The sequence below is a fragment of the Streptomyces sp. NPDC048254 genome, assembly GCF_043201895.1.
Lineage (GTDB): Bacteria > Actinomycetota > Actinomycetes > Streptomycetales > Streptomycetaceae > Streptomyces.
In genome coordinates this window covers 476,168-496,016 of record NZ_JBICZJ010000001.1, presented here as the reverse complement: position 1 = coordinate 496,016, position 19,849 = coordinate 476,168, and the positions used below count along the sequence as shown (strand labels likewise).

Genomic DNA, 19,849 nt, shown 5'->3' with positions numbered 1-19,849 from the left:
GCACCATGGGCGAAAGCCAAAGACCCCTGGAATTCGCCTGGGGACCGGGGGTCTTCTCGTTGGTGGGGCCAACAGGATTTGAACCCGTGGCCTCGTCCTCTGTGGTTGTGGGGGGGCGGGAGTCAGTGGCGGTCGGTGGTGCCGGAAACGGAAGGGGACTGGAGGGTGCGGTGCAGGAGCAGGGCGGTTGCCGCCAGGGCTCCTGCGGCTCCGGCCGCGCGGAGGGCGTGTGAGGAGCGCCAGGAGAGGACCGACCAGCGGGACTGTGCCGACAGGAGGGATCCCGTGCTCAGCCATGAGCCGGCCGAGATCAGGGACAGCGCGGAGCCGATCGAGCCGACCGAGAGGGCGCTGCCGATCGAGCCGACGGACAGGGCCGAGCCGACCGACCCGATGGACAGCACGGATCCCACCGAGCCGATCGACAGCACCGAGTCCTGCGACCACAGGGACAGCACCGAGTCCGGGGAAGTGCCGCGGGATGACTTGGTCATGAGGTCATACTGCCCTGCGGGGCCGTTCGGCGGGGGTCAGTCGCCCATCGGGTTCTCGCGGCGGCGGAGGATCACCAGGACCGCGCCGCCGATCACCACCAGGCCGATGGCGACGCCCGTGATCACGCCGGTCGCGGAGTCGCCGCCGGTGGCGGCGAGGTTGACGTCGGAGGCGGTGCCGCCCACCGAGGCGGGGCTGGGCTCGCTGAGGGTCTGGGTGGTGAGGCCGCTCTCGACGGCCTGGGTCTTGCAGTCGAAGACGCCGGTGAAGCGCCGTTCGAGACTGTTGGCGCCGGTGATCGTGAAGTCGTAGACCTGGTCCTCCTGGAGCGGGATGGTCACCGTCCGCGAGGTGTTCGCGGGGATGGTGTGCTCGGTGCCCATCAGCTCGAAGGTGAACGGCTGGTCGCCGGTGTTGGCCGCGGTGATGTCCACGCCGCCCGCGGCGCAGTTCTTCTCGGCCGACAGTGCCGGTATCGCGCCCTGCTCCGCCCAGGTCGCGTTCGCGGTCGCGGCGACCGTGGACTCGCTGGAGCCGGCCAGGATCTGCGTCTGGCTGCGGCTCTCGGAGGTGAAGGCGCGGCCGACCGGGACGGTGGTCGACGCCTGGACGGCGAGTTCGGCGGACGCGTCCGTGGCGTCGTCGGGGACCTTGAAGTACAGCTCGGTGCCGTCCTGCGCCGTGCTGACCGGCTTGCCGGTCTTGTCGGTGATCCGCACGCCGGTCAGGGCCGCGTCGGCGGGCGGGACCACGGTGACGGTGCGCGCGTTGGTGTGGACCGTGACCGGGCCGAGCAGGCCGCCCGGCCGACCGGAGACCGCGGGCGGGTCCAGGGTCAGCGAGGCCTGCGGCTCCGTCTGACTTCGGGCGCTCTTCTCCAGGTAGTCGGCGAGCTTCTCGGCCTGCGGGTCGACGGCGTCGACATCCACACCGTCCGAGTAGCGCCAGATCGCCACCTGGGTACCGGCCGCCGCGTCCTGCTCGGTGAGGCTGCCCGCCCCGGCCTTGCGGGCGAGCGCGGCGAGATCGTTGACCTGCGGGTAGGAGTTCTGCAGGATCCAGCGGATCTTGCCGGCGTTCTTGTTGGCGCCCAGCGAGGTGCCGCTCCAGGCCGCCTCGTGGTACTTGGCGTCCCGCTGGGTGGGGTTGTGGAGGTCGACGCAGTACGTCTGGAGCATGCCGCCGCCGTCCACGGACATCTCGAACAGGCCCGCGGCCACCTGCTCGTCACCACTGTCGCCGTGCACGACGGCCTCGCCGTAGGTCTTCAGGCCGCCTATGGTCGCCGTCGCCCCGCTCTGGCTCTGGGTGGTGCCGTCGTCGGCCGCGGCCCGGCCGGCACCGGTCAGCGCGACGGCGGCCACCAGCCCGGACGTCAGTGCCGCAACGGCGAGGCGGGCCACGCCTCTCGCGGACACGGGCGTACCGGAGTGCCTGGCGGACGCACCGGGCGCCGAGGAACCAGAGAACGCAGCGAGCACAGAATTCCCCTTCGAGCAGGACCCCTTGAACGCGGGGGGTGGTCCCACCAGCAGAATCAGCGACCCCAGGGGCCACGCCCGGCATCCTATGGATCAGTCGGACCGCCCATTCCCGGTGAGATGGTCGGATGAGCGATCCGATCCGTAATCGTTATCGCGGGACGCCGGATGAGCAGCGCTTATCGACAAATCCGCCCGGTCGTCGCGGTGGGCACTTCGCAGTGCACCCGCCGATAAAGCGTCAAGGGGCGATCAACCGGCCGCAGTTCGGTCAGGCCGTGGCGAACGGCGCGCCGCCCGGGGCGACTTCACGTCACCGCCACCGGTTCCGACTGCTGTTGCACGGCGGTGTCGGGGGACTCCGCCGGCGTCTCCCAGTCCGGCTCCGGCCGAGGCGGTGCCGGTGCCGCCGTCTCCGGCTTCCCGGCCCGCCGGAAGGCCGCCGTACCGCGGGCGAGGTCGTGGCCGATCGCCACCGCGTCGATGTCGGCGGAGGTCCACTGCTGGCCCTCCCGGGTCTCGGTGCGCACCTTCAGCCTCCCCTGCACGACGACCGGGTCGCCGACGGACAGCGAGGCCGCCGCGTTGGTGGCGAGCTGCCGGTTGGCCCACACCGTGAAGAAGTTGGTGTGGCCGTCCGTCCAGGTGCTCTTCTCGCGGTCCCAGTAGCGCGAGGTCACCGCCAGCCGGAAACGCGCCGACGGTCCCGCCGCCAGCTCCCGGTAGACCGGCTGCGTCGCCACATTGCCCACCGCGCAGACCAACGTCTCGTTCATCACGAACCCCTCCCACGCCCGGCCGCCGGGGCCGGGGCGGATCCGCGTACGGGCCCGTCCCGTACGGCTGTGTCCACCGCGGCGGCCGCCCTCGTGGCGATCGCCGCGGGACCAGACTGCCGGGGCCGGGCCGGACCCGCCGAGCACTGTGGACCACCGGCGGCCTGGGGAAAACCCCACCACCCGGACGAGTGACCCGCATCCCCCCGACGGACCTCACCCCGCCCGGCTCCCGCCGACGTCACCACACCTCCGACCCCGGTCACAGGCCTCACCACTCCCAGGCCCCGCCGACATCACCACACCCCTGACCCCGGCCACAGACCTCACCCTCACCACTCCCCGACCCCCGTGGCGGGCCTCACCTCTCCGCCCCCCCATGGCGGGCCTCACCACCCGGCCTCGCCACGGGGCTCGCGACACCCGTCTCCTCGCCGGCGTCACCCCACCCCGGCTCCCGCCCGCGTCACCCGGCCGTACTGCTCCCGTACCTCCCGGTAGCGCAGCAGTTCCGCCGCCACCGGGTCCAGTACCCGGGCCCGGCCGCACCCGGCCGCCGCCTCCCGCAGGCGGCGCTCCGCCTCCAGGCCGTACCGTCGGGCCGGTCCCCGTGCCGCCAACCGGCAGCCCCACTCGACCAGCGGGCCGCCGACGATCCCGGCGATCATCAGCAGCACCGGCACGCCCAGGTTGGGCGCCATCACCCCAGTGATCTGCCCGACCAGCCACAGCCCGCCGACCACCTGGAGGAGCGTCATCGCGGCCTGCGCGAGCACCGCCACCGGCCACCAGCCCGGCCGCGGCGGCCGCCCGGGGGGCAGCCCGGCCCGTGCGGCCAGGTCGTCGAGCGCCTCCGACAGGCCCTGCGAGCCGCGTACGGCCGCCTCCCGCACCGCCTGCGCCCAGGGCGCGGGCAGTCCGGCCGAGGCCCGGTCGCAGACCGTACGCACCGCCTGCTCGACGCTCTGCCGCGCGGTGGCCTCCTCCTCCGGCTGGGCCTGCTGGAGGCGTCCCGTGGGCTGCTCGCCGCGCCCCTGGTACCAGCGCCACAGCCGCAACCAGGGCGTGCCGCAGGCCCGGTTGGCGTTGCGCAGCCAGGCCCGTTCGGCGGCGTCGCCGGCGGCGGTGGCACCCACCGCGTCGGCCAGCCGCGCGGCGAAGTCGTCGCGCGCCTCCTCGCTGAGCCCGGCGCGGCGCCCGGTGGCGTAGACGGGCCGCAGCCGGCCCGCGGCGGCGTCCACGTCGGCGGCGACCCGGCGGGCCGCCGCGCCCCGCTCGGAGACGAACTGGCCGAGGCTCTCGCGCAGTTCGCCGATGCCGTCCCCGGTGAGCGCGGACAGCGCGAGCACCGTGGCACCCGGTTCGCCGTACTCGCCGAGCGCGACGCCGTCCTCGTCGAGCACCCGGCGCAGATCGTCGAGGACCAGGTCGGCGGCCTCGCCGGGGAGCCGGTCGGTCTGGTTGAGGACGATGAACATGACCTCCGCGTGACCGGACAGGGGCCGCAGATAACGCTCGTGGAGCACCGCGTCGGCGTACTTCTCGGGGTCGACGACCCAGATCACCGCGTCCACCAGCTTCAGGATCCGGTCGACGTGTTCGCGGTGCTGGACCACGGCCGAGTCGTGGTCGGGCAGGTCGATCAGGACCAGGCCGCGCAGTTGCGCGTCCGCCTCCGGGTTGTGCACGGGGCGGCGGCGCAGCCGGCCCGGGATGCCGAGCCGGTCGATGAGGGCCGCGCTGCCGTCGCTCCAGCTGCACGCGATGGGCGCGGCGGTGGTGGGACGCCGTACGCCGGTCTCCGAGATGGCGACTCCGGCGAGCGCGTTGAACAGCTGCGACTTGCCGCTCCCGGTGGCGCCGGCGATGGCGACGACGGTGTGCTGGCCGGAGAGCCGGCGCCGGGCGGCTGCCTCGTCCAGGACCCGGCCGGCCTCGGAGAGGGTCTGGCTGTCGAGGCGGGTGCGGGAGAGGCCGACGAGTTCGCGCAGCGCGTCGAGGCGGGAGCGCAGCTGTCCGTCGTACGCCAGCGGGGCGGGGGGCGGGGCGCCCGGGCCCCGGGTCTCCAGGACGGGGACGGCCGGTTTCGCGGTCTCGCTGACCCGGCGGGCGATGAGGCCGTCGTCCCAGACGTCGTCGGTGGCGCCCGGGTCGTCGTCGCCCGGTCCCCGCTGCTCGCGCTGCTCCTGTACGCGCGCGTGCGGCACGGTCTCGGTCTCGGCGGCGCCCTCGGCCGGGCCGGCGGGTTCCGTGCCGGTCCCGTCCCGCCGGGCCCGGGACCCGTCCGGTACGGAGTCCTTCGTGAGGCGCGCCCCGGGGGCGTTCGCGGCCTCCTTCACGCAGTCCGACGCGGAGCCCTTCCCCGAGCCCGAACCCTTCGCCGAGCCCTTGGCAGAGTCCCTCCCCGGGCCGTTTCCCGGGCCGTTCCCCGAGTCCCTCCCCGGGTCCTTGACCGACTCCATCACGGTGCCCTTCGAGGTGTCCTTCACAGCGGCCCTCCCCGGGTCCGCACCGGGGTCGTGAACGGGTTCCGGCACGCAGTCCGGTACCCGGTCCGATACGGTCTCCCGTCCGGACCCCCGCCCCGGCTCACGCCCTGGCTCTCGCCCCGGCTCACGTCCGGCGTCCGGTGTGGCGCCCGCCGCGGTCGGGCCGCTTTCGAAGTCACCGGTGCAGTCACTGGTGGAGTCACTCGTGTACTCACCTGTGTAGTCACCGGTGTGATCCATGCGTTCCATGTGATCCGTGTGGTCGTGGTCAGTGACGGCGGTCACCGGTCACCTCTCCTTCTGGAGGACGGACAGGGCGGCGATGAGTTCGGCCTGGGGTTCGGGGTGGACGTCCAGGGCGTCCAGCGGGGCGAGGCGGCGTTCGCGTTCGGCGTGCATGACGCGGTCCACGTGCTCGCCGAGCAGCCGTCCCGCGCGGTCGCGCAGCCGCAGTGCGCCATGGGCGCCGATGCGTTCGGCGAGCCGCTCCCCCGCCACCCGGGTGCGGCGCCCGCCGAGCAGCGCGGTGGCCACCAGGGCGGCGACCGCCTCGGAGTCCGGTGCGACACTGCGGTCGAGTTCGCGCACCTCGTCGTCGGCGTACTCCTCCAGCTCGCGGCGCCAGCGCCGGACGGCGATGCCGATGCGGTGCTCGGCGCTCTCCAGGGAGGGGTCGCGGTCGGTGAGTCCGGGGGCGGCGGAGGCGGGTTCGCGGCGCCAGGAGTCGTCGACGCGTTCGTCGGCGGCGGTCACGGCGCACAGCAGCAGCGCGGCGAGGCTCTCCACCAGGGCGTCCAGGAGTTCGCCGGCGGCGCAGTCGACGGGGAAGGCGCGCCAGCGCTTGAGGGCGTCACCGGCGAGCACGGCGCCGTTCTGGAGCCGGCCGCGCACGCGCGCGTGCTCGCTGTCGTAGGCCGACTCGACGGCGGAGGTCAGGCGCAGGGCCGCGGCGTTCTGGGCGGCGGCGGCGCCGGCCAGCTCGGGCATCCGGGCCTTGAGGGAGTCGAGGACGCCGTGGGCGGTGCGGGCCAGGGTGTGCTGGCGGGCGCCGGGGTCCTGGGCCTGTTGCAGGAGCCAGGCGCGCAGCGGGGCGACCGCGGTGGCCGGGAGCAGCCCGCCGCCCCACGCGGACTCGGGCAGCTCGGGCACCGTGAACCGGGGCACGTCGCCGAGTCCGGCCTTGGTGAGGAGGGCGCCGTACTGCCGGGAGACCTCGGAGACGACCTGGTGCGGGACCCGGTCGAGGACGGTCACCAGGGTGGCGTCGTACTCCTTGGCGGTGCGCAGCAGATGCCAGGGGACGGCGTCGGCGTAGCGCGCGGCCGTCGTGACCATCACCCAGATGTCGGCGGCGCAGATGAGTTCGGCGGCGAGGACCCGGTTGTCGACGACCAGGGAGTCGATGTCGGGGGCGTCGAGGAGGGCGAGTCCGCGCGGGAGGCTGTCGACGGTCTCGACGCGCAGCACGCGCTCGGGTTTCTCGCCGGGGAGGAAGGGGTCGTCGCCGGGTTCCTGGTTCGGTACCCACACGCGCGTGAGGTCGGGTAGCACGCGCATGCCGCTGAACCAGTGATGGTCCTCCGGATGACAGACCAGGACCGGCGTGCGGGTGGTCGGCCGCAGCACGCCCGCCTCACTGACCCGGCGGCCCACCAGAGAGTTGACGAGGGTCGATTTGCCGGCACCGGTCGATCCGCCCACGACGGCCAGAAGCGGCGCTTCGGGCTCTTTGAGGCGGGGCACCAGATAGTCGTCGAGCTGGGCGAGCAGTTCGTCGCGATTGGCACGCGCGCGTGCGGCCCCCGCCAGGGGCAACGGAAAGCGTGCGGCGGCGACACGGTCGCGCAGTGCGGAGAGTGTGTCGAGCAGCTGAGGCCGTACGTCCAAGGTCACCACATGCGAAGAATGCCCAATTTTAGGGGAATTCTGAAGCATATAGACATGTCTGCGCGCCGACAGAACACAACGGGCGGAAGGGACGACTGGGACGGAGGCACAGTCCAGGCATAACGAGTGCACAACACCCGGTGCGTCAGGCGCCAAAAGCGATGCACGATTCGCACCTGCCTGCGATTATCAGGACCGCTTCACCGAACCTCCACATTGAGCCACGGAGGCGAAGCAACCGGGACGAGGACCGGGGAGTTCTATCCTTGTCCCCGGCAACGTCACGGACCGGCCCGACAGGGGCAGGACGTACGAGGCCAGCACAGCCGGCCCCCGTAGCTCAGTGGATAGAGCAGGCGCCTTCTAAGCGCTTGGCCGCAGGTTCGAGTCCTGCCGGGGGCGCTCTCTTATGGGCTGGTCAACGGCCTGGGCGACCGCTGCGGCCCGTTCCCCGATCTGGGCGAGATCCGGGGCGACCGCAGCCAAGATCGTGACTTGTAGCTGTGCGCCGCGGTCGCGGCCGTCGTAGCGGACGCGGAGCCGGAAGGCATCGAAGATCTCGCGTTTGAGGGCGTCCGGGAGCCCGGCGAATCGGAAGCCGAGCTGTGGGATCACTTCGAGTAGCGCGGGGTCACCGGGACCATCGGGTGCCGATTCCGTCCGAAAGACGTCCATCGGAGCGAGGGCCGCTCGACGCTTGTGCTCAAGAACGTCGAAGCGTTTCCGGATCCCCTTACGGAACTCCGCGGCGGTCTCGGGGTCGCCCTCGTCCTCGTCCGGGGAAGCCAGCTGGTCGAGCAGGAGCTCCTTGCGACGGGCGAGACTGTCCGCCTCATTTTGGAGGCGCTGAATGTCGGCCGACCGGTCGGGGCCGGTGGCTGTTGCAGCCGCAGCGATGGCCGCCTCGAGGAACTGGCGGCGCTGAGGGCCGAAGATGTGGTCTTCGAAGAAGGTGTGGATGGCTTCGAGCATGACGCGCTCGCTGATCCAGACCGCTTTGGGGTGGGAGGCGTACCAGTCGGCGTCCTGGTGCTGATCTTTCTTGGGCTGGCAGGCGTAGCACGAGCGGCCCTTGCTGTCCTTGCCGTACATACGGTGGTCGCACAATGCGCAGAAGAGATAGGAAGGCAGGACGTAGGAGCGATCAGCGGAAGCTGCAGCGGCGCGGGCCGCTCGCTCCTTCGTGACGCCGGGGTGGGCAGAGGCGGCAGGCCAAGCCGCGTCGAAAAGCTGTCGGGTGACGAGGGGTTCGTGGGTGGGGCGCGGTGACCAGACCCATTCACTGACGGGGTTGGCACGGTTGCCGCGCTTCTTGCGGGCCTTGCGGTTCCCCACCTGATAGCCGGCGTACTTGGGATTCTCCAGGATGGAGCGGCCGCGGAGGCGGTCCAGCGGTGCTTGGTGGTGTCGGCCCGGTTGGGCTGGGGCGGCGGATATTTGTCCAGGTCGGCGTTCAGCTCGGTGGCGATGCGTGCGTAGCCGAGTTTCTGGAGCACGCGCATCCGGAAGATCTCGGTGACGACAGGGCCGCGCCTCGGGTCGGGAATCAGCCGGTGCTTGGTCAGCCCTTGCTCGCGCTTGGCGGGCACCGGGTGCGGGACTCGTTCGGCGCGATAGCCGTAGGGCGGTTTGCCGATGTTCCAGCCCTGCTCGATGTGCTGGATGAAGCCGTCCCAGGACAGCTCCAGCATTTGCAGGACGTACCACTCGGAGACGGCCTGTTTGACGCGGCGTGTCAGCGGGTCGCGGGGCGCTGGGGCGCACACGAACAGGGCCTCCTGAACAGCTCGTTGGTGTCGAGTCACCGAGCAGCAGGAGGCCCTGGTGCAGCAGTCTTGCGTGCCGATGGCCGGGCAGTCCGGTGCGGTCACCTGGGAGTGTGACTGTCTGGCCCACCGGTTCGGAAACGCCGCCGACAATCTGACGCGGAGTGGGCCCGGGTGCTGCCGCTGCTGCCAGTGCCGGTCTGGATGCGCGGCCGGGGCGGCCGGCCGGAGGCATATTGCCACCAGGCCATGCTCGATGCGATCCGGTATCTCGTGGACAACGGGATCAAGTGGCGGGCGATGCCCGCCGACTTCCCGCCGTGGGACCGCATCTACGCATGGTTCCGCCGCTGGCGCGACAACGCCCTGGTCAAGGAGCTCCACGACCGGCTGCGAGGCCGGGTCCGCGAGGAACTGGGGCGGGACGCGCAGCCGACGGCCGCAGTGATCGACTCGCAGTCCGTCAAAGCGGACGCCGTCGTCGGCGCGGACAGTCGCGGCTTCGACGGCGGCAAACTCATCAACGGCCGCAAGCGGCACGTCGTGGTCGACACCCCTGGCCTGCTGCTGGGCGTCATGGTCACTGCCGCGGACATCGGCGACCGCACCGCCGCGAGGGTCCTGCTCAGGAAGATCGCCGACGCCCACCACCGCCTGGAACTGGTCTGGGCTGATGGCGGCTACACCGGCAGCCTCGTCGAGTACTGCCTGGCCACGTTCGCCCTGGTCCTGGCGATCGTCAAACGCAGCGACGACATGCGTGGTTTCGTCGTGCTGCCCAAGCGGTGGATCGTGGAGCGTCTCTTCCACCTAATGCGAAGCCGTCGCCTGGTGCGCGACTTCGAGCGCCGCACCGCCAGTGCCGAGGCGATGGTCTACTGGTCGATGACGCTCCTCATGAGCCGTCGCCTGACTGCGAAGCGACGGCATCGACCAGAGTGAACTGGCCCGGCTGCCGCTCGGCGAGCCAGCCGCGCGCGACCAGCCGTTTCGCCTTCGACCGCAGTGCCTCCACTTTGGCCGGCACCACGTCCATGCCGAACGCCGCAGCCATTTCCTGACAGGCCAGCGGCCCTTGACGGACCCGGGCCCGGTCGGCGAGCACCTGCAGAATGCGCTGATAGTCCACCGACAGCACCGACCAGGCCAGTCCCTCACGCCACACCGGCACCTGCGACTTCGCTGCGGGCGGCGCTGACGATGTCTCCTCGACCTGTCTCATGGCCGACGCTGTCCCATCACTCTGGGGTGGTCTTGCCCGGACTCGTCCACGGGAGTCAGCACCTCGCCGACCCGCGAGCGGGCGATGGCCCACTCCTGCCATTCCCGCTCGGCCACGGCCAGTTCGGCCTGGCTGCGGTCGGCCTCTTCCCTCAGCCCGTCCACGCGACGGCGGGCCGCGACCTCACGCTGTTCCAGCAACCCCACGACCGACGGCATCCACGACCTCCACCGGAGCAACGACACGACACGCCACCACTCCCACGGAATCACCGGCCCTATGCCTGACCAGCTAAAACGCCGCTTTCAGGTTCGGAAAGACAACGACGTCCAATTCACCGAGCGCCCCATCGGACCGAACCCTGAAGCAAGCAGGCTGCTTCAGCGAACTCGACCGGCATCCCGTAGGACGAACCGAAGGTTGGGATGGGCCGGATCCGGGAAAGGTTCACCACGCGGCAGCGCCGGGGCGAGCGCAGTGAACACGCGTTCCATCACCTGGTCGGTGTATCCGGCCAACGTGTCCGACGCCTGCAGTAGCACCCCACCCTCCTGCAGGGAAATCACGCGGTGGAAGGCTCCGGAGGCCGCCAGCACCCGCGGGCCGCCCAGTCGGATCGCCAGTTCCTGAGGGCACACCGTGACCCACGCGTAACCACGCAGGAAATCCCGGGCCTCTGGCAGGGATTCATCCAGATCGCGCGTCAAGGCGGCCTCGATGTTCGACCAGTCCGAAAAGGAGTCCCTTTCGATACGGGCGAACGCCGGATTCAGGTCGTCGAGCGCTTGAGCGAAGAAATCGACGAGTGCCGTGCAGTACTTCACATCGGACAGCATCGAAGACCCCGCTCGGAGGGCCACGACGAACTGTGACCATTCTCCTTCCACCGGGAAGTAGGAACACTGCACTCGTGCGAGGACATCATCGCCGTAGAACTCCGTGACAGCCCATTCAGGGCTCTTCGCGAGTTCCTCGTCCAGCCGTCTGCGGTTCCTGCCCAGATGAGTGATGTGAGTGCGTCGGCTGTCCTCGGACTGCCGGATGGACGTCCCGGTGTGTACGCCGTGCTCGGTCCGCTCCTCCTGTCGGACGAGTTCGGCGAGCGGCCCGGACAACGCTCTGTGGAACCAGTTGACCACCGCTGCGCCCCGCTCAGTCGCGCCGAGCGGGCGGAGGGTCGCCTCCATGTACACATCCATACGTCACTCAGCTTTCTCATGCGGCTTCGCTCCTCCGGAGCCGCCGCCCACGATACGTGGGCGGCGAGCCATCGTCCGAGACACCTCAGCACATGCCAGCCACGAGGCAGGAAGGCCCCTTGGACAGGATGTTCCCCACGGCCATTACGATGGAGAAGATCGTCACGCCCCCGCCAACCGCGACGGCTTCGCCTCTGTAGTCGCCGCCGGGCGAGCCCGGGCCGTAGGTTCCGGTCGCAGATGGTGTCGGTTCGGCCGTCGGAGTGCGTGTCGGCTTCTGGAGGTCGGTCGGCCCCGGGCTGGGCCGCGGTGTGGGTTCGTCGTCATCGTCGTCATTGAGGCCGTAGTACCGCATTCCCGGGAAGTCGCCTCTGGACCACACAGCGCCTCTGTACCTGCTCCAGGTGAATTCCTTTCTGGCGATGGACGGGCCGCTTTGGACGGCTCGGGTGTCTCCCTCGCTCCGGAGGTATTTCCTGAGTTTGTTCACATAGTTGGTGAGCTGGTCCGGGCCGTCTCGGAACGCGTACGTATCATCCTTGCCCTTTCCGGGATTAGGCTTTACCTCCCAGATGTAGACGCGCCCCTTGGCCCAGAGAATGACATCCGCTTCACCGTCCGATCCGTCTCGCTTCTTCCGATGGCCTTCCGGGATGTGATTGAAGGTTTTCGATCCCTCTCCGATGTCCACCGTGACGTACCCGTCGATGTTGTGGGCCTGCGCCCACTCCGCAGCCGCCTGTCCGGTCTTGCAAACCGCTACGTCGTGCGGACTCCCCATGGCACCCATGGCCGCACCGGTACAGGCTGTGCCCAGGTTGGAGATCCCTCCGTTGCGGACGACTGTCTTGCCCTGCTTGTCCTTGCCCTTGCCGCTGTCCGAGCCGCCACCCGCAGGCGGGGTGAACGGCGTCGCAGCCGTGTTCTGCCCACCATCGGGGCAGATGTCCTTCGGGCACAGCCCGGTCGGGTCGCTCTCGGTGATGGGGTTGTTGTTCGCGTAGGCGTACCCGTTCATCTGCAGCGGATCGGCGATGTTGAACACCGGGTCGGCCGAGATGAAGCGTCCCGTGTTCTGGTCGTACTCCCGGGCGCCCATGTGGGTCAGGCCCGTGTTGGTGTCGTCGATGCCGACGCCGAGATAGGTGTGCTGGTTGGGCCAGGTGGACGGCTTGGTGCCACGAGTCTCGCCGTAGGGCTTGAAGGCACGGCGGGTGACGGTCTGGTCCTTGCCCAAGTCGACGGCGATGGTCGCGGTGTCGAGTTGGTCGGTGAGCAGGCAGCTGAGTTTGTGGCCGGTGGTCGAGCCGTTGGTGGTGCGGATGACCGTCGGGGCGCCTGACTGGCTGTAGGTGCGGACGGCGTTGGTGGGTGTGCCGGCGCCGTCGGTCATCACCTCGGTCTCGCCGAGGTAGAGCGTGGTCCCCGCAGAGGAGTGCTGGAGGATGCGGTTGCCGTCGGCGTCGTAGATGTACTGGTTCGTGGTGCCTTCGGCAGTGGCGGTGTCCAGTTTCTCCTCGGCGGTCCACGTCAGGGACTGGTCCTGGGTGGCGCCGGGGCGGCTCTTGGTATTGCCGGCCGCGTCGTAGGCGTAGGGCTGGGTGCCAGTGGTGGTTCCGGCCTTGGCGCTGGTGACGCTGGTGAGGGTGTGCGGCTGGGTCAGCGTCGACTGGCTGGTGCCGTTGCCGGTGACGAGCTTGCCGTAGCCGTATGTGCGGGTGATGTCCTGGGCCGCGTCCAGGCCGCTCGCCGTGGCGTGCTGGGTCTGGGTGGCCCGGCTGCCGATGGCGTCGAAGGTGTACGAGTCCCAGTAGGTCGTGCCGGTGCCCGTCGCGACCGTGCTGATGTCCGGTGCGGCATTCGCCAGCGACGTCTTCAGCGCGTCGTCGGGTGCCGTGGCGTCAGTCTGGTTGTCCGGGGCGTTGGCGACGGGACCGGCGGAGCGCTGCCCGTCGCTGCGGTACCCCCAGGTCGTCCCGCCGGCGGACTTGCATCCGGTGCCGCCGGTGCCCGGTGTGATGTTCGAGGTCCAGGCGTGGACCAGTTCACCCATGGCGTCGTAGGTGAAGCACTGGGTGTCCCACGTGGTGGACGTCGTGGTGGCGGCGCCGGTGGCCTCGGAGGTGACGTTGCCCGCCGCGTCGTACGAATAGCGGGTGTCGGCAAGGCGGTGTGGGCCGGCGGTCTCCCGGTCGCTGACGGTGCGCTGGACCCGGCCGGTGTGGTCGTCGATGAAGTTGGTGGTCCAGATCCGGTAAGGCTGCGGGCCGGTGACGGTGCGCAGGGCTTCGCCGTAGGGTGAGTAGCTGATGTCCGCGGTATACCAGGACAGGCCCGAGGTGGATTCGGCCAGGCCGTCGCTGTCGTATCGGGTGATCACTTCTTCTCGGGCGAGCCCGCCGGGCGTGGCGGGCAGAGTCGTGCTGCGCGGCTTGCCTGTCGGCGTGTAGGTGTAGGCGTACTGGTACGTGCCGGCCACACCGTTGGTGATGGGTGAGGTGTTGGGGATGACGATGTCGCGGCCGGTCACCCGGTATTCGGCGTCGTAGCCGGCGATGCGGTTGACGTAGTCGCCGCTGGCGTCGTGGCGGGTGGTCGCGGCGAGCATTCCGTTGGCGCCGGGCAGGGTGTCGTACTCCCATTCGCGGGTCGGTGCCGCGGTTTCGCTGCCCTCGCGCGTGGCCTTGATCCGGCCGATCGTGTCGTACTCGGTGTATACGGCCTTGTCACGTCCCTCGACGGCTTTGGTACGGCGGTCGAGGTCGTCGTAGCCGAAGGAGGAGTGGCCGGTGTCGGGATCGTAGGAGTCGGTGAGGCGGCCGCGGGCGTCGTACTCGTAGCTCCAGGTGTTACCCGCCTCGTCGGTGACCTTCTTGCGGTTGCCGCGGGCGTCGTACTCGTAGACGGTGTCCCGCCACTGGCTCAGGTCGGATTTGGTGTAGTGCTGGATGCGGGTGACGCGGCCGAGGGCGTCGGCCCAGGTCTTGGTGGCGGGGGTGGCGCCGTCGGCGGGCTTGGCGATGGTGTAGTCGTCGCCGTAGGTGGTGGCGGGCTTGGCCCTATCTCGCGGACACTCGCGTATGCCGGGAAACGCGACGGGCCCATGTGCCCATCCCCTGGCGCGGCCTGCCGTCAACCACTCGAGCTGGCGCCCATACCCACGGCCAGTCGCTCGGCCCCGAACACGGACGAGCACACGGCGCAACGCGAGATCATCACGTCACCCGACACGCTTCTTCGGCAGATGCATTGCCATCGTCACGACGAGCGAATCTCCGCAGGTCACAGGGGGCACGGCGCAACCAGCCCTTGATTGCGGCTCCTGCCGGGGGCGCCCACTCCGCAGCCATCCTTAATCCCCGGGAAACCGCAGGTCATACGCGCCTTCGGGGCCGTTCAGGCAGAGCTTCGCCGATCACGGGCGCGGGCGCCGCGGGCAGCCGAGAAAGGGCTTGTTGTCGACGTCGTACGCCGACTTCCCGCAACAGCCGCCCGCCCACACTGTCGGTCAGGACAGCGAGCCCTGTTCGCAGACCCGACGGGCGACATCGCGGAGCTTGATGTTGTTCTCCTGCGAGTAGCGGCGCAGTACGTCGAAGGCCTGGTCCTCGGTGAGGCGGTGGCCACCCATCAGGATGCCCATGGCCTCGCCGATCAGGTGACGGGTGGCGACGGCCTGTTCCAGCTGGGCCTGGGTGCGGGCGCTGGAGAAGGCGACCGCCGCGTGGGAGGCCAGCAGCCAGCCGGCCAGTTCGCCGGCCTCGGTGAAGGCACCGGGCCGGCGGGAGTAGATGTTCAGCGCGCCGAGTTCCTCGTCCTCGGTGTACAGCAGGAAGCCCATCATGCTGCCCACGCCCAGCCGGTGGGCCTGGGGGGCGAATTCCGGCCAGCGGGACTGCTCGCGGGTGAGGTCCCGGATGCGGAACACCCGCTCCCCGTTCTCGGCGTGGGCCACGTCGAAGCATGGGCCCTCACCCAGCCGCTCCTGGAGCCGGTCGCTGTCCACGACCAGCTGCTCCGTGGGGGCGAGTGTCCGCACTTCCTTGCCGCGCAGCACCAGGATGCCGGCCGCGTCGCAGCCCTCCACCAGCTCCGTGGCCGAGCCGGTGATCCGGGCCAGGGTGGCGTCGACCGACTCCTGTGCCAGCAGGTCCCGCGCCATCGACGCCAGCTTCTGTGCGAACCGGGCCCAGTCCATCGTGTCCGCCGCCTTTCGGTCCGTCCGGCTCTCAGCATGCCATGGGGCGGGTTCCGGCCCGGGGGAACGGCCCTGACATCGTTGTCAACAGTCTCCTGTGCCGTTGGGTGCGAGATGCCGGGCATCTCGCACCCAACGGCACAGGAGACCGGGAGGCTCAGGTCCGGTCGACCAAGTCGCTCAGTGTCGCGGCCAGTTCGCCCACCGACTGTTCGCGCAGGAGGTGGTGGGCGGGCACCGGGATGTTCAGGGCCGACTCCAGGGTGCGCTGGAGGGTCAGGGCCGTGAGGGAGTCGATGCCCTGGGTGTAGAGGGGGCGGTTGCGGGCGATGCGGTGGGCCGGAGGGATGTCCAGGTGCTGGGCCAGATTCCGGCAGAGGAACGTCTCGAACGCGCGCCGGCGGTCGTCGCCGGGAGTCTCGCGCAGAGCGCCCAGGTCGAGCGTGGTGGTCGGGGTGGCTGGCACGGTCTCATCGTCCTTTCGTGGGGCGTGGGCGTGGCTGGGAACTGCGCAGTGCGCGGGGGTCGGGGCCGGGGCGCGGACCGGCCCCGTCGGACCACGTCAGGTGGAAGCGCCAGCGGCTGAGCCGCCAGCCGTCCGGGGTGCGGACCGCCTCGCCCTCGCTGTGGCCGCCGATGTCGAAGCGGCCGTCCGGGTCCGGACCGTCGTCGTGGTGCACATGGGACGCGACGAGGTGGATACGGATCCGGGCGGTGTCCCCGTCGACCCGGATGCCGTAGTTGGCGGCCAGGTGGTGGGTGCGGGCGAAGCGGGACTTGCGGTCGTAGTGGAAGGCGGCGGCCTGGTCGCGGCCCTCGACCGTGCCGACCGGGAACTCCAGCCGGCAGTCCGGGGTGAAGACCGTGGCCGGCCAGGCGGGGTCGAAGCCGTGTTCGTCCTGGGTGTCGAGCAGGGTGATGTAGCGGTCGATCAGTTCGGCGACGGCCGCGCGGTCCGCGAGTACGGCGAACTCGGCGCGCAGGGCGTCGAGTTCGGCACGCAGTTCGAGGACCGTGCCGGCGCGGTCGAGGGACGGGGACGTCATGGGATCCGTGGCTCCAATTCGGGTGAGGGGGCCGGTCAGGCCGCTGGGCTGCCCGCGAGACGCCAGCCGCGGGGGTCGCGGTGCGCCGCGAGGCGTTCCGGGCGGCGCCAGCCGGCCACCGGGCGGGACTCCAGCGGGCACGGGTCCGCCGCGGCCAGGGCGGCCGCACGGGCGAGCAGGACGGTGGTCAGCGCGGCCAGTTCGGCGGGGCTCGCCGCGCCCCTGACGACCTTGATGACCAGGGCGCCGTCCGTGCCGACCGTGCCGTCTGCGCTGCCTGTGCCGCCTGCGACGCTGCCTGTGCCCGCCGCCGCACTCACCGCGGCGGGTCGCGCCGCACTCACCGCGGCGGGTCGCGCCGCGGTCACTGCGGCGGGTTGCCGTGCTTGCGGCACGGCAGGTCGGCCTGCTTGCCGCGCAGCATCGCGAGGGCGCGGATCAGGGTGCCACGGGTCGCCCGCGGGTCGATGACGTCGTCGATCAGACCGCGTTCGGCCGCGTAGTAGGGGTGCATCAGCTCGGCCTGGTACTCCTTGATCTTCTGGGCGCGGGTGGACTCGGGGTCGTCCGCCGCCGCGATCTCCCGGCGGAAGATGACGTTCGCCGCGCCCTCGGCGCCCATCACGGCGATCTCGTTGGACGGCCAGGCCAGCGCCAGGTCGGTGCCGATGGAGCGGGAGTCCATGACGATGTACGCGCCGCCGTACGCCTTGCGCAGCACCAGGGAGATGCGCGGCACGGTGGCGTTGCAGTAGGCGTAGAGCAGCTTGGCGCCGCGCCGGATGATGCCGTTGTGCTCCTGGGCGACGCCCGGCAGGAAGCCCGGTACGTCGATCAGGGTGACCAGCGGGATGTTGAAGGCGTCGCAGAACTGCACGAACCGCGCGGCCTTCTCGCTGGCGTCGATGTCCAGGACGCCGGCGAAGGAGGCGGGCTGGCTGGCGACGACGCCGACGACCTCGCCGTCCAGCCGGGACAGCGCGCACACCACGTTGGTCGCCCAGCCGGGCTGGATCTCGAAGTAGTCGCCGTCGTCGACGATCTCCTCGATGACGGACCGGATGTCGTAGACCCGGCCGGGGTCCTCCGGGACCAGTTCGAGGAGGTGGTCGGTGCGCCGGTCGGCGGGGTCCTCGGTCGGCACCCGGGGCGGCAGGTCGCGGTTGTTGGACGGCAGCAGCGACAGCAGGTGCCGTACGTCCTCCATGCAGCTGCGTACGTCGTCGTAGGCGAAGTGGGCCACGCCGGAGGCGGTGGCGTGGACGTCGGCGCCGCCGAGGTCGTTCTGGGTGATCTCCTCGCCCGTCACCGCCTTGACCACGTCCGGCCCGGTGATGAACATCTGGGAGATGTCCCGGACCATGAAGACGAAGTCGGTCAGGGCCGGCGAGTAGGCCGCGCCGCCCGCGCACGGGCCGAGCATCACGCTGATCTGCGGGATCACCCCGGAGGCGCGGGTGTTGCGCTGGAAGATGCCGCCGTAGCCGGCGAGGGCCGAGACGCCCTCCTGGATCCGGGCGCCGGCTCCGTCGTTGAGGGACACCAGCGGGGCCCCCGCCGCGACGGCCATGTCCATGATCTTGTGGATCTTCTGGGCATGGGCCTCGCCGAGGGCGCCGCCGAAGATGCGGAAGTCGTGCGCGTAGACGAAGACGGTACGGCCGTGGACCGTGCCCCAGCCGGTGATCACACCGTCGGTGTACGGCCGCTTCTTCTCCAGGCCGAAGCCGGTGGCCCGGTGCCGGCGGAGCATCTCGACCTCGTTGAACGACCCCTCGTCGAGCAGGAGTTCGATACGTTCGTACGCGGTGAGCTTGCCCTTGGCGTGCTGGCGCTCGGTGGCGAGCGGGTCGCCGTGCCGGGCGGCCTCCTTCATCAGGCCGAGCTCCTCGATCCGCTCGGCGGCGCTCCACTGGCCGCGATGTTCACGGTCGTGCAGGCTCGGGCGGCCGGTTTTCTGTTCGAGTGACATTGGTGGGTCACGCTCCCCAGTCGGATACTCCGGTGGTCGTGCCTTCGGCGCCCCGGTGCACGGGCACGCCCACGGTGCCGTCGGCGTCCAGGTCGACGGTCTGTCCCGCGTACAGCGCGACCGGCGGCACCCAGCGCACGGTGACCTGCTCCGGCGCCCCGCCGCGCACCGCGACGGCCGCGTTGTGCCGGGGCCCCGACGGCAGGTCGAGCAGCGTCCAGCCGGCCGGCCTGCGGTGCGGGTCGGCACCCAGGTAGTCGTGGCCGGGGTCGCGGGACAGACCGGTGCCCAGCGCCTTGAGATAGGCCTCCTTGCGGGTCCACAGCCGCCCGAAGGTCGCGCGCCGTTCCCCGGCGTCGTCGAGCGCCGCCAGCTCCGCCTGCTCCCCCGGGTGCAGCGCCGGGGTGCACACCTCGACGGTCTCGGCCCGCGGCAGCCGCTCCACGTCGGCGCCGACGACCGTACGGGAGAGGGCGACCACGGCCATGCCGTGGCTGTGCGCCAGCGAGAAGTGCAGCGGCGGGTCGGGGTGGGCGACCGCCGGGCGGCCGTGCGGTCCGGCGCAGCCCGGGCAGGGCTCCCGCACGAACGGCACGTCCTGCGGGGCCAGCCCCAGGTAGGCCCCGAGGAGCCGGCGCAGGGCGACATGCGCGGAGGCGTACGTCACCCCGTCCGTGGGCCGGACGAAGGACGCGGTCCGCCTGCGCTCCGCCTCGCTCAGCTCGGTCAGGTCGAGCAGTTCGGCCGCGGTCTCCAGCGGCGCCCGGCGGACCATCCAGACGTCCAGCTGCCCGGCCGCCGGCAGCCGGGGCCCGGCCGCGAGGGTGACCGCGCCGAACTCCAGGACCGGCATCTGCCCGATCACCTCGGGCTCGGCACGTCGTGCGCGACGAGGTGGTGCTCGCCCTTCCCGGCGTGCTTGTGCGGGCTGTCCTCCGGGCCGAGCTGTCCGGCCAGGCACTCGACCAGCTCGGCGGCGCTGTTGGCGCGCAGCAGCCGGTTGAGGTTGACGTCGACGCGCAGTGCGGCCTCCATCCGCCGCTGGAGCTCCAGGCCGTTGATGGACCCGATGCCCAGGCTGTTCATCGGGCGGCCCACGGTGTCGATGTTCTCGGGTGACACCCGCAGCACCCGGGCGAGTTCGCCGCGCACGTACGCGTCGATGATCCGGGTGCGCTCGGTGAGTCCGACGGAGGCGAGGTGCGCGAGGCTGGGCGGGACCACCTCGACGATCTGGTCGCGCTCGAACTCGTAGTCCAGGTCGTCGAGTTCGTCCTCCAGGTCGTCGAAGACCCAGGTCTGCGTTGTCTGGTCCATG

16 protein-coding genes, 1 tRNA gene and 2 pseudogenes are annotated in these 19,849 nt (G+C 70.8%); 3 read left to right on the top strand and 16 right to left on the bottom strand.

Annotated features, from left to right (window positions below):
• Nucleotides 1-122 precede the first annotated feature (122 nt).
• The 5 genes from ACGFZQ_RS02275 to ACGFZQ_RS02255 all read right to left on the bottom strand — a co-directional run bounded on the left by ACGFZQ_RS02275 (nt 123) and on the right by ACGFZQ_RS02255 (nt 7,137).
• On the bottom strand, nt 123-494 hold the full coding sequence (locus tag ACGFZQ_RS02275) for a hypothetical protein (protein WP_393838781.1): 372 nt from the start codon (nt 492-494) through the stop codon (nt 123-125).
• A 36-nt stretch (nt 495-530) separates the two neighbouring features.
• A complete protein-coding gene (locus ACGFZQ_RS02270; RefSeq protein WP_393838780.1) occupies nt 531-1,913 on the bottom strand; it encodes a Cys-Gln thioester bond-forming surface protein in 1,383 nt (460 codons plus the stop codon).
• A 371-nt stretch (nt 1,914-2,284) separates the two neighbouring features.
• Nucleotides 2,285-2,752 carry a single-stranded DNA-binding protein gene (locus ACGFZQ_RS02265; RefSeq protein ID WP_351690937.1) on the bottom strand — a complete coding sequence of 156 codons (468 nt, stop codon included), beginning with the start codon at nt 2,750-2,752 and terminating at the stop codon, nt 2,285-2,287.
• A gap of 440 nt (nt 2,753-3,192) precedes the next feature.
• Nucleotides 3,193-5,241 (bottom strand): GTPase, encoded by a 2,049-nt coding sequence (locus ACGFZQ_RS02260; RefSeq protein ID WP_393838779.1) that lies wholly within the window; start codon nt 5,239-5,241, stop codon nt 3,193-3,195.
• A 288-nt stretch (nt 5,242-5,529) separates the two neighbouring features.
• Complete coding sequence (locus ACGFZQ_RS02255; protein ID WP_393838778.1) at nt 5,530-7,137, bottom strand: dynamin family protein; 1,608 nt, start codon at nt 7,135-7,137, stop codon at nt 5,530-5,532.
• A 320-nt stretch (nt 7,138-7,457) separates the two neighbouring features.
• On the opposite strand from ACGFZQ_RS02255, the gene ACGFZQ_RS02250 reads away from it, so the two are divergent.
• Nucleotides 7,458-7,530: transfer RNA gene (locus ACGFZQ_RS02250), tRNA-Arg, on the top strand.
• Nucleotides 7,531-7,827: 297 nt separating this feature from the next.
• Nucleotides 7,828-8,397, top strand: a complete 570-nt coding sequence (locus ACGFZQ_RS02245) for a hypothetical protein (protein WP_393838777.1) — start codon at nt 7,828-7,830, stop codon at nt 8,395-8,397.
• A 3-nt stretch (nt 8,398-8,400) separates the two neighbouring features.
• Here ACGFZQ_RS02245 and ACGFZQ_RS02240 read toward each other — a convergent pair.
• Nucleotides 8,401-9,129: pseudogene (locus ACGFZQ_RS02240) on the bottom strand (hypothetical protein); the annotation flags it as partial.
• On the opposite strand from ACGFZQ_RS02240, the gene ACGFZQ_RS02235 reads away from it, so the two are divergent.
• Nucleotides 9,069-9,836, top strand: a complete 768-nt coding sequence (locus tag ACGFZQ_RS02235; RefSeq protein WP_393838776.1) for an IS5 family transposase — start codon at nt 9,069-9,071, stop codon at nt 9,834-9,836. The pseudogene ACGFZQ_RS02240 and the gene ACGFZQ_RS02235 sit on opposite strands and share 61 nt — an antisense overlap.
• Here the strand turns inward: ACGFZQ_RS02235 and ACGFZQ_RS02230 are convergent.
• The 10 genes and pseudogenes from ACGFZQ_RS02230 to ACGFZQ_RS02185 form a co-directional block, all read right to left on the bottom strand.
• Nucleotides 9,790-10,334: pseudogene (locus ACGFZQ_RS02230) on the bottom strand (hypothetical protein). The gene ACGFZQ_RS02235 and the pseudogene ACGFZQ_RS02230 overlap by 47 nt on opposite strands.
• A 162-nt stretch (nt 10,335-10,496) precedes the next feature.
• Complete coding sequence (locus tag ACGFZQ_RS02225; RefSeq protein ID WP_393838775.1) at nt 10,497-11,303, bottom strand: hypothetical protein; 807 nt, start codon at nt 11,301-11,303, stop codon at nt 10,497-10,499.
• A 97-nt stretch (nt 11,304-11,400) separates the two neighbouring features.
• Complete coding sequence (locus ACGFZQ_RS02220; protein ID WP_393838774.1) at nt 11,401-14,451, bottom strand: RHS repeat-associated core domain-containing protein; 3,051 nt, start codon at nt 14,449-14,451, stop codon at nt 11,401-11,403.
• 372 nt (nt 14,452-14,823) lie between these two features.
• On the bottom strand, nt 14,824-15,513 hold the full coding sequence (locus ACGFZQ_RS02215) for a GAF and ANTAR domain-containing protein (RefSeq protein ID WP_393838773.1): 690 nt from the start codon (nt 15,511-15,513) through the stop codon (nt 14,824-14,826).
• Nucleotides 15,514-15,670: 157 nt separating this feature from the next.
• Entirely contained in the window at nt 15,671-15,979 is a 309-nt protein-coding gene (locus ACGFZQ_RS02210; RefSeq protein WP_351735192.1) for an acyl carrier protein, read from the bottom strand.
• A 4-nt stretch (nt 15,980-15,983) separates the two neighbouring features.
• The gene (locus tag ACGFZQ_RS02205; RefSeq protein ID WP_351735190.1) at nt 15,984-16,559 is read right to left on the bottom strand and encodes a nuclear transport factor 2 family protein; all 576 of its coding nucleotides are present in this window, start codon (nt 16,557-16,559) and stop codon (nt 15,984-15,986) included.
• A 35-nt stretch (nt 16,560-16,594) separates the two neighbouring features.
• The gene (locus ACGFZQ_RS02200; protein ID WP_393838772.1) at nt 16,595-16,927 is read right to left on the bottom strand and encodes an acyl-CoA carboxylase subunit epsilon; all 333 of its coding nucleotides are present in this window, start codon (nt 16,925-16,927) and stop codon (nt 16,595-16,597) included.
• Nucleotides 16,924-18,435 carry an acyl-CoA carboxylase subunit beta gene (locus ACGFZQ_RS02195; protein ID WP_393839224.1) on the bottom strand — a complete coding sequence of 504 codons (1,512 nt, stop codon included), beginning with the start codon at nt 18,433-18,435 and terminating at the stop codon, nt 16,924-16,926. Before ACGFZQ_RS02195 ends, ACGFZQ_RS02200 begins: the two co-directional genes overlap by 4 nt.
• A 103-nt stretch (nt 18,436-18,538) precedes the next feature.
• Nucleotides 18,539-19,384 (bottom strand): 4'-phosphopantetheinyl transferase family protein, encoded by an 846-nt coding sequence (locus tag ACGFZQ_RS02190; RefSeq protein WP_393838771.1) that lies wholly within the window; start codon nt 19,382-19,384, stop codon nt 18,539-18,541.
• Nucleotides 19,385-19,392: 8 nt separating this feature from the next.
• Nucleotides 19,393-19,848, bottom strand: a complete 456-nt coding sequence (locus ACGFZQ_RS02185; protein ID WP_351735184.1) for an acyl carrier protein — start codon at nt 19,846-19,848, stop codon at nt 19,393-19,395.
• Nucleotide 19,849 lies beyond the last annotated feature (1 nt).